The 13,836-nt window shown below is 36.7% G+C and carries 9 protein-coding genes and 3 pseudogenes; 9 read left to right on the plus strand and 3 right to left on the minus strand.

The genetic code is table 11. The features are described from left to right. Positions 1-468 precede the first annotated feature (468 nt). Positions 469-1,863 (minus strand): amino acid permease, encoded by a 1,395-nt coding sequence (locus tag LACPOB_RS0102155; RefSeq protein WP_017867195.1) that lies wholly within the window; start codon positions 1,861-1,863, stop codon positions 469-471. Positions 1,864-1,988: 125 nt separating this feature from the next. Between LACPOB_RS0102155 and mmuM the strand changes: the two genes are divergently transcribed. After that, on the plus strand, positions 1,989-2,945 hold the full coding sequence (mmuM, locus tag LACPOB_RS0102160) for a homocysteine S-methyltransferase (RefSeq protein ID WP_017867196.1): 957 nt from the start codon (positions 1,989-1,991) through the stop codon (positions 2,943-2,945). Between the two features lie 130 nt (positions 2,946-3,075). On the opposite strand, the pseudogene LACPOB_RS12415 reads toward mmuM, so the two are convergent. Beyond that, a pseudogene (locus LACPOB_RS12415) lies at positions 3,076-3,690 on the minus strand (IS982 family transposase); the annotation flags it as partial. A 363-nt stretch (positions 3,691-4,053) separates the two neighbouring features. Here LACPOB_RS12415 and LACPOB_RS0102165 point away from each other — a divergent pair. From LACPOB_RS0102165 to LACPOB_RS0102185, 5 genes are all read left to right on the plus strand, one after another. Further along, entirely contained in the window at positions 4,054-5,031 is a 978-nt protein-coding gene (locus LACPOB_RS0102165; RefSeq protein ID WP_017867197.1) for a LacI family DNA-binding transcriptional regulator, read from the plus strand. A gap of 66 nt (positions 5,032-5,097) precedes the next feature. Then, complete coding sequence (gene rpe / locus LACPOB_RS0102170; RefSeq protein WP_017867198.1) at positions 5,098-5,760, plus strand: ribulose-phosphate 3-epimerase; 663 nt, start codon at positions 5,098-5,100, stop codon at positions 5,758-5,760. Between the two features lie 26 nt (positions 5,761-5,786). Beyond that, the gene (rpiB, locus tag LACPOB_RS0102175; protein WP_017867199.1) at positions 5,787-6,284 is read left to right on the plus strand and encodes a ribose 5-phosphate isomerase B; all 498 of its coding nucleotides are present in this window, start codon (positions 5,787-5,789) and stop codon (positions 6,282-6,284) included. Positions 6,285-6,297: 13 nt separating this feature from the next. Beyond that, complete coding sequence (locus LACPOB_RS0102180; RefSeq protein WP_017867200.1) at positions 6,298-7,221, plus strand: DUF7916 family protein; 924 nt, start codon at positions 6,298-6,300, stop codon at positions 7,219-7,221. Between the two features lie 15 nt (positions 7,222-7,236). Then, positions 7,237-9,081 carry a beta-glucoside-specific PTS transporter subunit IIABC gene (locus tag LACPOB_RS0102185; protein WP_017867201.1) on the plus strand — a complete coding sequence of 615 codons (1,845 nt, stop codon included), beginning with the start codon at positions 7,237-7,239 and terminating at the stop codon, positions 9,079-9,081. 378 nt (positions 9,082-9,459) lie between these two features. Here the strand turns inward: LACPOB_RS0102185 and LACPOB_RS12930 are convergent. Then, a pseudogene (locus LACPOB_RS12930) lies at positions 9,460-9,911 on the minus strand (tyrosine-type recombinase/integrase); the annotation flags it as partial. Positions 9,912-10,363: 452 nt separating this feature from the next. On the opposite strand from LACPOB_RS12930, the pseudogene LACPOB_RS13320 reads away from it, so the two are divergent. The 3 genes and pseudogenes from LACPOB_RS13320 to LACPOB_RS11580 all read left to right on the plus strand — a co-directional run. Further along, positions 10,364-10,767: pseudogene (locus LACPOB_RS13320) on the plus strand (IS982 family transposase); the annotation flags it as partial. Between the two features lie 661 nt (positions 10,768-11,428). Further along, entirely contained in the window at positions 11,429-12,871 is a 1,443-nt protein-coding gene (locus LACPOB_RS0102200) for an APC family permease (RefSeq protein WP_017867203.1), read from the plus strand. Positions 12,872-12,886: 15 nt separating this feature from the next. Continuing rightward, the coding region (locus LACPOB_RS11580; protein ID WP_017867204.1) for an aminotransferase class III-fold pyridoxal phosphate-dependent enzyme at positions 12,887-13,836 on the plus strand (950 nt) is incomplete at its 3' end.

A 13,836-nucleotide genomic window follows, 5' to 3' on the forward strand; every position in this document is an offset into this window, starting at 1 on the left:
TTGGCTAAAAATTGAATTAACAGTTTTTGTTTACAATCTAGGTTTTTTTAGTTTTGATGAAGATGAAATTATTACGAACTAGCACCACGCGTTATACCATAAGAACCAGATGTTAGGACAAAATAGTTTCAGTTAAATTGAAAAGCAGATCAGAAAAATCCATGGTTTTTTCTGATCTGCTTTATTTTTTAATAAAAGAGGCGAGAGTTTATCCTCCCATTCTTGCTAGTTTTGTCATATTCATGGTCATCATGACGATACCCATCGCCCTTTTTACTTTCTTTAATCCCCGAACCATATCAGGGATAATCTTGAATGTTGGGGGATGAGACAACGCTTTTTTTAATGGTTTTAGAAACTTTGATAAGAATATTTTACATTGAAAAAAGTGTCAGAACGAAGATTTTTATCTTCACTCTGGTGCTTTAATTTAGCTGAGTTTTGTCCCAGCCTCTTCGTGGTAGAAATTTATTTTGACCGGGAAGCCTGCTTTTTTTGATGAATTTTTTGTTTACCATAATAAACACCATAACAAATAATTAGAAAAGGTATCATATAGAATAGTGCCATGCGTTGTGTTGGGTCGAAGACAATTAGGACACAGGATAGAAAGCTTAGAATGAGTGCGGACCAAGGTAAAATAGGATACCAAGGTGTTTTAAATTTGAGTTCCGCGGTTGTATGGCCATCCTTTAACCATTGTTTTCTAAAATTAATTTGTGCGTAAGCAATGGCCATCCAGACAATAACAACTGCTAATCCGGAAATTGAAACTAATACGAGATATATGGTAGAGGCAGCAACGACACTTGATAATAGTGCTAAAATACCACCCAGCATACTAAGAATTAAGGCAATCATTGGGACACCACGTGAATTTGTTTTGGCATATTTTTGTGGAATCATGCCTTCATTGGCCAGCGACCAGAGCATTCTTGTTGAAGCATACAGGCCAGAGTTTGCAGCGGATAATATGGCTGTTAGAACGACGAAATTCATTAAATCGCCAGCAAAAGGGAGACCAATCTTATTAAAGACAAGTACAAAGGGGCTTTGATCCACACCAGCCTGCTGCCATGGTATGAGTGACGCCATGACAACAATACTACCAATGAAAAATATTGCTAATCGTAATAAGGTAGTATGAATGGCTTTGGGAATATTTTTCTCAGGATCTTTGGTTTCGCCAGCAGTTACCCCAATCAATTCTGTTCCTGAAAATGCAAAATTGACCGTTAACATGGTTGTAAAGACGCTTTTAAATCCTGTCGGAAAGACACCATCTTTTACTAAGTTATGAAATAGTGGAGCATGTGAATAGCCTTTGATTGGTAAGATGCCAAAAATTGCTAGTAACCCAAGCATAATAAAGAGAACAATTGCAATGACTTTAATACTTGAAAATAGAAATTCTGTTTCACCAAAGACCTTTACTGATAAAGCGTTTGAGGTGAAGATAATAACCATAAACAAAAGACTCCAAATCCAGGTTGCTGTATCTGGAAACCAAGTTTTCATAATTAAACCAGCAGCAGTGAATTCTGAACCTAGGGCGACAGTCCAAGTTAACCAATAAAGGATGGCCACCGTGAAGCCCGTTCCGGGGCCAATATATTTATCTGCGTAAACATGAAAAGAACCTGTTTGTGGCATGGCAACAGAAAGCTCTCCGAGACATAACATGACAAGATAAACAATGATTGCTCCAAGGGTGTAAGCCAAAATTGTGCCAATCGGACCAGCTTGATTGATCGTATACCCAGAACTTAAAAAAAGTCCCGTACCGATGACACCACCTAATGAAATCATGAGAAGATGACGTGCTTCCATACGTCTTTTAAGTTCGTAATGTGGTTTTTCCATTAAAAATCCTCCTCGTAAAATAATTGCATTTTACTTATTTTAATATAGAATTATGAGAAATGAACAAATAAAAGGATGCACCTATTAGTTAGAATTTTCAACCTAGTTTTTATTGGAGGTCAGTTATGAATTTAATTAACGACAATTTAAAAGAAAAATCAGGATTAGTGCTGGATGGCGCCATGGCGACCGAATTGGAGAAATATGGTGTTGATACAAGCAATGATCTATGGTCTGCAACAGCTTTGATAAATAATCCTGATGCTGTTAAAAAAGTTCATCAAAGTTACTTTCATTCAGGAGCCGATATTGCGATTACAAATACTTATCAAGCAAATGTTAAGCAATTTGAAAAAGAAGGGTTTCAACCGGATGAGAGCAAGCAGTTAATTTTGGATGCTGCGCAATTAGCGATTGATGCACGAAATGATTATTTTGGTACTTTGACAGCATCAAAACGAGCACAGCGGGCGAAGTATCCAGTTGTCGCGGGTAGTATTGGTCCATATGGCGCTTATTTAGCGGATGGTAGTGAATACACGGGTGCGTACAAATTATCAGCCGAGGAATATCAAAAGTTCCATTATCAGCGCATGAGTCTGTTAGCAAAAGCTGGCGTTGACTTGTTTGCATTTGAAACGCAACCAAATTTTGAAGAGACGAAAGCTCTTGCTAGTTTATTAAATAATAACTTTTCGAATTATTCAGCTTGGATAACTTTTAGCATTAAAGATGCTAATCATCTATGTGATGGGACGTCATTGGCCGAAGCGATTGCGTATTTTGAATCGAATCCACAAATAGTTGCAATCGGTATTAATTGTGTCGCCATGGCAACTGTTTTGGATGCATTGAAAGTTATCTCAGCAAATACTTCAAAACCAATTATCATCTACCCTAATAATGGTGACACATATGATCCTAAAACAAAAAAGTGGGTCACAAATGAACATGCAGCAACATTTGCTGAATTAACCCCTCAGTGGCTGGCTGCTGGTGCAAAAATTATTGGGGGATGTTGCCGCACAACGCCCAAGGACATTAAACAAATTGCCGATAGTATGACACATCCTGCTTCATAGTAGTAGGAAAGTGAGCGAGGCAAAAGTCGTTTTGAAGCCAGTGTGTAACGTTGTTTACGCTATTTTTGACCGTAGCAAAGCGCAGGACAGGAATGGCGTTACATTAAGTATTCAGACTTTTGAAACGCGTTTATGCTATAAAAATTATAAAATAGAATAAAAAAAGTCCAAGGCAAACAAAAACTGTTAATTCAATTTTTAGCCAAAAACCTATAAACGAGCGGGTCCAGTTGCGTTCAATACCATAATTGTCTATCAAAATTGAAAACCGTGATTCAATAGTGCGACGTAATTTCTTTAAAGCACGACTGTTATGTTGTTTAGCACCTTTCATATTGAAACGATATGGAGTCCAGAGATCATACCCTAACTGAGCGAATTCTTCTTTTAGACTTTGACCAACATAGCCTACATCACCTAAAACAAAGGGACAAGGACGATTGTCAATTAAGTCGACGCAGCTTGAGTATCATGAACTGAAGCCGGTGTTACAGCATAGTTTAAAATGTAGCCGGTGGTTGTCATAGCTACATGGGTTTTGAGCCCGTAAAAATACGTGGTTTTGGTGGCATTGTACCCGATATCAGCTATTGCAGAAAAAATTTTGACACAAGGGCTTAGGCAAGCTGTCAATCATTGCGATTTGCCCAGTTTGCGCATACTCCTGGGTTAAACCATGACACAATGCTATAATGACAGGTAAAAGTTGATGCGCCCGCCGATTAAATCGAGTGCTGTCAAAGGTACCCACAGATTTCTTTTAATTGTGCTAAATCAACTTGTAAATTATGCAGTTTTTGTTTAAACTCTAAGTGGTTTAATATGGTTATGTTCCTTTTTTGTTTGATTACTTAAAAGTCTAACCTTATTGGACTTTTTTTGTAAAATTTTGTACTAAATATTTGATTGTTACGAACTAGCACACACGTTTATATATAAATTAAATCATATTTTTAAAAAGGTGTTATGTTACAGGCTATTTAACATAATCACGACATCACGAGTGTTTGATTTAATTGTAAGTCTTGACATTAAGTATAGATGGGTTACAATATCATTGAGTAATCGATTACTCAATGATATTGTATATTCGGAGCTGATAATTGTTATGCCTAAAAACATTAGTTTAAAAGAAATAGCTAAACTTGCAGGAGTTTCAACGGCTACGGTTTCTAGAGTTATCAATAATAATGGTCGTTTTTCTGAAAAAACACGATTGAAAGTTGAAAGGGTAATTCAATTTTATGATTATAAGCCTAATAAAATTGCCAAGGGTCTAAGGGCTAGAAGAACCGATACTATTGGTATAATTGTTCCAGATATTTTAAATACATATTATTCAAGCGTTGTACAAGAAATAGAAGAAAAATTTTTTTCTTTAGGTTACTCAACTGTTATTTGTAATACCGAAAGTGATTCAAAAAGGACACAGGAATATTTTGAAATTTTAGAAGGAAATATGGTAGACGGGATCATATTGGTTGGTGGTGCTAATGAAATAAATTTAGATGATGTGGAAACACCCTTTGTTTGTATCGACAGAGAACCCAGAAACAAGGAGATTTATTTTGTTGGATCGGATAACTATAGTGGGGCAAAAAAAGCAACACAGTATCTTTCTAAACAAACGAATGACATTACTTTTGTATTAAAAAATACAAAGACAGTAGCCGCAAGTGAACGTCTAAAAGGATTTCAAGATATAGTAAGTAGTAATAAAGAGATAAAAGGTGTGGTTTACCATTATAAGGGGGAGTCTAATGAACTAAGTAAATTTTTAAAAGAAAAAACGCAAAAAAACAATTTTGGAATATTTGCTATGAGTGATAGTCTGGCAGTAGAAATATTGATGGCAGCATATAAATTAAATATTACAGTGCCAGAAAAAATGAAGTTAGTTGGTTTTGATGACGCACCGGTAGCAAAAATATGCTATCCACAATTAACTACAGTCAAACAAAATATAAAAGAAATTTCCAGCAATGCTTGTGAACTACTAGTTAAGTTGATAAGAGGCGAGTATGTTGGACAAGAAGAGCGTAATAAGCGAGTAGCTGTTGAATTAGTTAAAAGAGGAACGGTCTAGTAAGATCGTTTAATTTTTGTTTTTTGAGTAATCGATTACTCAAAAAGGATATAAGGAGATTATAATATGATTTTAAGTCCTTCAATGATGTGTGCTGACTTTTCAAATTTAGATGCTGAGGTTTCTATGTTGGAACATGCAGGAGTAGACATGTTTCATATGGATATCATGGATGGGGAATTTGTCCCAAATTTTGGAATGGGTTTACAAGATTATGAATTTATTGCTAAAAAGGCAAAAAGGCCTGTTGATGTGCATATGATGGTTAACAATCCAGGTAGATATATTGAATTGTTTGCAAATTTAGGAGCTTCACTTATTTACATTCATCCAGAGGCAGACAGGCATCCAGCTAAAACAATTGATCAGATTCATCAGTTAAATAAAAAGGCAGGAATAGCAATTGACCCGGATACCTCGGTTGAGACAGTTAAAGAGTTACTTCCCCTTGTGGATGCAGTTTTAATAATGACGGTTAATCCAGGTTTTGCTGGACAAAAATTTCTAGATTTTGTGTTTCCTAAAATTAAACAGGTAGCTCAGCTCAAGGATCATAGAGCGTTCCTTTTAGGAGTGGATGGAGCCATTTCACCTGAAAAAATAGAGGAGTTAAGCCTACTGGGAGTCGATAATTTTGTTTTAGGAACTTCGGCATTGTTTGGTAAACAAAGTAGTTATGAAAAAATCATTAAGAGTTTGCGTGAGTTAGAGTCTAATAACAAAAATTAATAACATATAGAAAGAGGTAAATTTTTATGACAAAAATTGCTTTTGGTTCAGATCATGTAGGTTATATTTTAAAACCAACAGTTATGAAGTATGTAGAAAGTTTAGGCTATGAAACTGTTGATTATGGCACATATTCAGATAAAAGAACGGATTATCCTATTTATGGGCAAAAAGCCGCTGAAGCGGTAGCTAGTGGAGAATGTGATTTGGGTGTCGTAATTTGTGGAACAGGTGTTGGTATCTCTTTAGCGGCCAATAAGGTGAAGGGAATTCGTGCGGTTTGTTGTAGTGAACCATATTCAGCACAATTGTCGCGACAACATAACAATACTAATGTTTTAGCGTTTGGTTCTAGGGTTGTTGGTAGTGAATTAGCCAAGATGATCGTCAAGGATTGGTTGGATGCTGATTTTCTTGGTGGACGTCACGAAAGAAGAGTTGATGAATTAGGCGCAATTGAAGATAACAGCATTGATGAATTTAAAAAAATAAAAGATTCTAATGCTAAAAAATATTTAGATTAAGGAGGCTATACTTTTGAAAAATGTTAAGAGACTAATTAATGCAACATATAACGATATTGCTCAAATGAATGGAAGAAACTTAAAAACTTCTATTCTAAAATCAGAAGGACGTGTTATCATGGCGCAGCATTTACTGTTTGATAGCGTCGGATTAGTTAGAGGGATTACGAATGCAGAAATAAATAAAGCATTTGGTGCAGACCTGATTTTGCTAAATACTTTTAATTTTGACAAACCTGAAAAAAATTTAGGGATGCAAGGATTAACTGTTTCCGAACTGAAGGAAAGGGTTAAAGTTCCTGTTGGAATTTATTTAGGGTGTCCTAGTAAGGATTCGAATGAAGATGAGCAACTTTATGATAAGAATGGCATGCTAGCAACTAAAGCTCACATTCAGATGTGCCAAAATTTAGGAATAGATTTTATTATTTTAGGTGGAAATCCTGGAACGGGGACTTCGTTGGATGATGTTATCAAAGCAACCAAGAAAGTACGCGAGATTTGTGGCTCGGATATGTTGATCTTTGCTGGTAAATGGGAAGATGGAGTTAATGAAAAAGTCTTAGGAGATCCTCTAGCAACTTATGATTCTAAAGAAAAGATTAGAAGATTAATTGATGCTGGAGCAGATGTTATTGATTTACCAGCTCCGGGGACTAGAAGTGGTATTAGTGTCAAAGACATTAAAGAGCTTGTTTATTTTGCACACACGTATAAAGAAGGAACATTAGCTATGAGTTTTTTAAATAGTTCCGTTGAAGGTGCAGACGTAAATACAATACGAGAAGTAGCTTTAAAAATTAAAGAAACTGGTGCAGACATTGTTGCTATCGGAGATGGGGGCTTTTCCGGCTGTCCTATCCCAGAAAATATCATGCAGCTATCAATAACTATAAAAGGTAAACCATACACTTATTTTAGGATGGCAAGTAATTAAGGAGGATTCTGTTTTATGTCTAAAAAGGAATATAAACAACAAGCAGAAGAAATATTGTCTACCGTGGGTGGGAAAGAAAATGTCAGTAGTGTGGTGCATTGCGCAACTCGTTTACGTTTCAAATTAAAAGATGAAAAAAAAGCTGATAAAAATGCTACCTCTGATGTGACAGGAGTTATACAAACTGTTGAAAGTGGCGGACAATATCAAGTTGTAATCGGGAATACAGTAGCTGATGTATATGATCAGCTAATACAACTTGTAGATACAGATAACGATAATGATGAAAATGATACCGAAAAGGGTTCTTTATTCAATAGAGCTATTGATTTAATATCAGGTATCTTTACTCCTGTCTTACCTGCTTTGATAGGAGGAGGAATGTTAAAAGGCCTACTCATGCTTGCCGTTCAATTTGGTTTAAGTGAAAAAGGAGGTACTTATCAAATACTCTTTGCGGCAGCAGATTCAGTTTTTTATTTTCTTCCTTTTCTTTTAGCTGCAACATCGGCAAAAAAATTTAAGGCTAATATGTACCTTGCTTTTGCGGTTGCAGGGGCTTTAGTATATCCAAATATGGTGGAACTTTTCAACAAGGGCACTGATGTAATGAATTTTATTGGAATTCCTGTAATTAGTGCTAAATATGCTTCATCAGTGTTGCCAATTATTTTTGCAATTTATTTTATGTCTAAAATAGAACATTTTTGTAATGATCATTTTCATCCGGCAATAAAGAATGTATTAACTCCTTTATTGGCAATTAGCATTACTGTACCAATTACCTACCTCGTGATTGGCCCAATTGTAACCGGTTTAGGTAATATGCTTGGTCAGGGGTACACTGCATTGTATGATTTGAGCCCGATTGTATGTGGCCTTATTTTTGGCGGTGCATGGCAAGCACTCGTTGTTTTTGGTGTACATTGGGGTATTGTGCCATTGATGTATAATAATATTTCTTTGTATGGACGAGATACGATAAGTAGTTTAAGTGGTCAGTCTAATTTTGCTCAAGCAGGGGCAGCGTTTGGCGTTTTTTTAAAGACAAAAAAAAGAGAAGTTAAAGAAATTGCTTTACCAGCAGCAATTACTGGCTTATTTAGTATTACGGAGCCGTCGATTTATGGAGTGAACTTAAAATATAAGAAACCATTTTATATAGCTTGTGGGGTTTCAGCAATTTCAGGAGCTATTGTGGGAGGAGCAAATAGTGCTTCAATAGCACCAGGGCCGGTAGGAGTATTAAATATTCCGGTCTTTGTCGGAAAAGGCTTTGTTGCTTTCTTAATTGCAATTGCTATTTCTTTCTTTTTGACAACTATTTTGGTTTACTTGTTTGGTTATAATGATGATATGATCGAAAATAAGGAAGAAGATATACAAAAAGAAAAGAAAACTAGTAACGAAACGATATACGCACCAGTCAAAGGAAAGAGTTTTGCACTAACTGATGTTAATGACCCAGTATTTTCATCTTTAGGTTTAGGAGAAGGAGTTGCAATAACTCCTTCTGAAGGTAAAATATATGCCCCAGTTACGGGAATTGTTAGAGTAGCTTATGAAACTGGACATGCACTAGGAATTGCTTCAGAAAATGGTTCGGAACTATTGATTCATATTGGGATCAACACTGTTGAACTAAAGGGTAAATATTTCGATAGCCATGTGGCGCAAGGAATGAAAGTACAACGGGGAGATTTATTAGTAGATTTTGATTTGAAATCTATAGAACAGGAAGGTTATGATACAACAGTAATGATGATTGTTACGAATACTAATGAATTTGATGAAGTTTTACCAAGTAAATACGGTAATAGCAATAATGAAAGAGAAGCCATTAGAACTATTACTAATTAAAAAGCTTAGCTAAGCCAAAAAATATAAGATTAATTGAAAAACACTTAACAACAGGAAGTATTTTTTCCGTATATTGAGTGTTTTTTAAAACCATGTTTTTATTTTCAGGGTCTATTTATAACAAGTAGTCCCTGATTGATTAGTTTTTGTTTCGTGAAAAAAGTTTTTTAGTAATGATTCTTTATTTCCTTTAGGACAAAAGACGATGCTAATTATATTTTGTATATTTGTGCCTTCAAGGGTTATATCTTTGTACGAAGAAAGACTCTTTTAAAAAATTTACTAGGGTTTGTTTAGCAACGTTAATGCCAACCATCTTTCTGTCATATTATTTCTCCTAACATTTAGCGTAGTCTTTATTTAATTTAAACATACTGGTCAACCAAAATTGATATTGTCTAACATTTCTTCCGTACTAGCTTGATTTAATCCTAAATAAGTGAGTGTCATGGCTTCACTGCTGTGATCGAGCAGGTGCATGACTAGTCCGATATTGTAATTAGATTGCATAGAACGCGGTAGGCGCCAGTTTTGCACATAGTGTGCATCCTAATTAGTCTAAACGCCCACTCTACGTATTATTTTATAAAATTATTTTTCCGTGATGTGTTTTTCGGGGTGTTGCAGGGAAGGAAAGAGCCAGGGCGAGACTAAATTTTTTGCTGCAACCAATTTTGATAGGCTAGTAAATCACCAATGATGATTTTTAAGTATAAATGGTTGGCTTTTACTGTCTTTTGATCGTGGAGAAAGGTATTCTGACGCACGTTTTCCTGTTCATCAAAGACATCAGCCTGATTAAGCCGTAAAATGTTGCTGATGCGTAACAAAATGGTCTCTCGACTTACTCTATTTCGGGTACGACCTGTACGACTAATTTATGACATCTCGTAACTTTTTTAATCATGATCCATAGATAAGACAGACGTAACTTATAAGTTATGTTTTTTGAACTTTAAGTGAGAGTGCAGTCAAATGCTAGACGTGAGAATTTTTTGTGGGTTTCAAAAAATATGCCCCGTTCTTGACTGCGGTTAAGCTGGTTCAGCTTGTGGGTATGAGAAAAAACTATGGTATATATTGTTTTTATCTATTAGATATAATTAGTGGTACCTAATAATTATATTTTTAGATGAAAAAATTATTAGGAGTATGTTATGAAAAAACACATGGTATAACGTGTGGTACTAGTTCGTAACAATCAAACATTTAGTACAAAATTTTACAAAAAAAGCCCAATAAGGTTAGACTTTTAAGTGATCAAACAAAAAGGAGTATAACCATATTGGACCACTTAAAGTTTAAACAAAAATGGCATAATTTACAAGCCGATTTAGAACAATAAAAAAATCTGTGGGTACCTTTACCACCAATTATTGTCCTTCTCTGATCTCCAATCGGCGCAATGTCGAACACACACAAGTTTCTGACATTCAGATTTTAGCTTTACTTTGCCTACAAATGACGACCAACATGCAATCACAACGTAAATTTTTCGCATGGGCTAAGCTGTTTATCCCGAATCAGGTTACCTGTGACCGCACTCGCTTTAATCGACGGGCACATCAACTTTTGCCGGTCGTTATGGCACTGCGTCACGGTTTAACCCAGGAGTACGCGCAAACTGGGCAAATCGCAATCATTGACAGCCTGCCTAATCTCTCGTGTCAAAAAGTTAGAAGGAAACCATAAAATGACAAACGAGTCAGTATGTTGGATTATATTCACGAAGATAATCAAGTGACAGTTCTGAGCTTGGGTCGCTAGATAACCAAGGTATTTCGGTTATCATTGAATACATCAAGCAAAATTATGTCTTAATTATTAGTGTTTATATTTTTAAGTGTGAAATCACTCATTTTATAAAAGACGTTATTTATTAGCTATTACAAGTGTCACTGACTTGAAAATGTCCTAATCTCAATTAAAAATAAACTTGACTTTATCATTTTCTGGCGTTAAATTAGTTTATAATTAAATTAGAATGAAAATGTGTTGAAGAGGATAGTTGACGAATATAAGTGAGACAGAGAGGTTTTATTGCTGAGAGAAACCGATAAACCCGTCAGCATCTCGCCTCTGAACAGTAAAAGTGAAATTTATTTTAGATAGCTTTTGATGGCCATCCACCATTATCCGGATCAATATTGCAGTCTTCGCAATATTTTAAGGTCTTGTTTATTAAATGACGAGACAAAGATAGGTGGTACCGCGCAAAAAACGCCCTATGAAGTCTTAGTGCTTCGTGGGGCGTTTTTTGTTTATAAAAATAAAGTAGCTTGATCAAATAACTTTTTAAATTTTAGAGATCATTCTAGTTAATACATAGTGAGCAGGAGGAGAAAATATGGCCAACATTTGGAAAAAAATGACCCGTAAAGAAGATCCAGAAGTATATAAAAGTAAGGATAAGCATTTGCTACAAGTCTTAGAGGTTAAAGATTTTTTAGCACTGGGTGTGGGAACAATCGTTTCTACTTCTATTTTTACATTGCCAGGGGTAGTAGCTGCTAAACACGCAGGTCCCGCTGTCGCTCTTTCTTTTTTAGCAGCTGCTGTAGTGGCCGCTTTGGTTGCTTTTGCGTACGCAGAAATGTCTTCAACCATGCCATTTGCTGGTTCAGCTTATTCTTGGGTCAATGTAGTGTTTGGCGAAGGATTTGGTTGGATCGCCGGCTGGGCCTTGTTGGCTGAGTACTTTATCGCCGTGGCATTTGTCGGTTCAGGACTGTCAGCAAATCTGCGGGGGTTATTATCACCTTTAGGTATTGAGCTGCCTCGTCAATTATCCAATACTTTAGGAACAAATGGTGGTTGGTTTGACTTGTTAGCTATCATTGCTATGCTGATCGTTTCTTTTGTTTTATCACGTGGTGCTTCTGAAGCAGCACGAGTCGAAAATGTTTTGGTTGTTTTGAAAGTCTTGGCAGTTGTGATTTTCTTGGTTGTTGGTGTAACTGCGATCAAAGGTGAAAATTATGTGCCGTTTATTCCAGAATATCATCCAAATCCTGATGGGACTGCTTTTGGTGGTTGGCAAGGAATTTATGCCGGAGTTTCTTCGATCTTCTTGTCATATGTCGGCTTTGACTCGATCGCTTCGAATGCTGCTGAGGCTAAGAATCCTTCCAAGACAATGCCTCGTGGGATCCTAGGATCTTTGGTGATCGCAGTTATTTTGTTTGTGGCTGTGGCTTTGGTTTTAGTTGGGATGTTTAAATATACTAATTATACCGATAATGCTGAACCAGTTGGTTGGGCTTTACGTCATGCGGGACATCCACTCGTTGCTGTTGTTGTACAAGCAATCGCCGTAGTTGGAATGTTTACGGCTTTAATAGGTATGATGTTGGCCGGTTCACGTTTGTTATATTCTTTTGGTCGTGATGGAATGTTGCCAAAATGGTTGGGTCAGCTCAACAAAAACAACTTGCCTAATCATGCTTTGTTCTTCTTGACAGCAATTGCAGTTGTGATCGGGGCAGTGTTACCTTTTGTTACTTTATCACAGTTGATCTCGGCAGGGACCTTGATCGCGTTTATGTTTGTTTCTTTGGGGATCTACCGGTTGCGTCCACGCGAAGGCAAGGATCTGCCAGAAGCTGGGTTTAAGATGCCGTGGTATCCAGTGATGCCAGCATTAGCTTTTTTGGGCTCATTTGTGGTCTTTATGGGCTTAGATCAACAGGCAAAAATCTATTCACTCGGTTGGTTTGTTTTAGGAATCTTAATTTACCTATGTTATGGTATGCAAAATTCTAACTTGAATAATAAAGAGGAAAAAGACTAGGGAGGTCGATTATTTATGGGGACAAATGAAAATATTTTAGCTAGTGAGAGTCATGCTTTAGCTCCACAAAGAGTACAGTATTACGATATTGCAATCGAATCAGGAAAAGGGGCATTGTTACGTGATGCTAACGGTAAAGAGTATATTGATCTGTTAGCCAGTGCTTCTTCAACTAATACGGGACATGCACATCCCCATGTGGTTGATGCGATCTCAAAACAAGCCAGCAAATTGATCCAATATACGCCAGCTTATTTTGCTAATGTTCCCGCCGCTAAATTGGCGGATCGTTTGTGTAAATTGGCGCCTATCTCTGGTCCAGTAAAACTCAGTTGGGGAAATTCTGGTTCTGACGCAAACGATGCGATCATTAAATTTGCACGTGGTTATACAGGGCGTCAATACTTGGTGAGTTTTACGGGTGCTTACCATGGGTCGACTTATGGCTCAATGAGTATGTCGAGTTGTAGTTTGAATATGGCACGTAAAATGGGACCAATGTTACCAGGAGTAGTTAAGATGCCTTATCCAGACGCATGGGCACAGCTACCGAATGAAACAGAAGATGAATTTGTAGATCGGATGTTTGCAGCCTTTAAATTGCCATTTGAAACTTATCTACCAGCAGAAGAAACAGCGGTGATCTTGATCGAACCGATTCAAGGTGATGGGGGTATCACTAAGGCACCACAGAAATTTATGGAAAAAATCTATCAGTTTGCGCATGAGCATGGTATTTTGTTTGCCGTTGATGAAATCAATCAAGGGATGGGGCGGACCGGTAAATGGTGGTCGATCGAAAACTTCTCTGGGATAGAACCGGACTTGATGAGTGTCGGGAAGTCCTTAGCTTCTGGTTTACCATTGAGTGCGGTCATTGGTCGAGCTGATATTATGGATAGTCTAGGTTCGCCAGCTAATGTTTATACAACAGCAGGAAACCCAGTTACGACGGCAGCTTCTTT

It is taken from the genome of Ligilactobacillus pobuzihii E100301 = KCTC 13174 (genome assembly GCF_000349725.1).
Lineage (GTDB): Bacteria > Bacillota > Bacilli > Lactobacillales > Lactobacillaceae > Ligilactobacillus > Ligilactobacillus pobuzihii.

Excerpts from the sequence above, each read along its gene's own strand:
- rpiB (WP_017867199.1), top strand. The coding sequence starts at position 5,787 with ATGACAAAAATTGCTTTTGGTTCAGATCATGTAGGTTATATTTTAAAA.
- LACPOB_RS0102165 (WP_017867197.1), top strand. The coding sequence starts at position 4,054 with ATGCCTAAAAACATTAGTTTAAAAGAAATAGCTAAACTTGCAGGAGTT.
- LACPOB_RS0102185 (WP_017867201.1), top strand. The coding sequence starts at position 7,237 with ATGTCTAAAAAGGAATATAAACAACAAGCAGAAGAAATATTGTCTACC.
- mmuM (WP_017867196.1), top strand. The coding sequence starts at position 1,989 with ATGAATTTAATTAACGACAATTTAAAAGAAAAATCAGGATTAGTGCTG.
- rpe (WP_017867198.1), top strand. The coding sequence starts at position 5,098 with ATGATTTTAAGTCCTTCAATGATGTGTGCTGACTTTTCAAATTTAGAT.
- LACPOB_RS0102155 (WP_017867195.1), bottom strand. The coding sequence starts at position 1,863 with ATGGAAAAACCACATTACGAACTTAAAAGACGTATGGAAGCACGTCAT.
- LACPOB_RS0102200 (WP_017867203.1), top strand. The coding sequence starts at position 11,429 with ATGGCCAACATTTGGAAAAAAATGACCCGTAAAGAAGATCCAGAAGTA.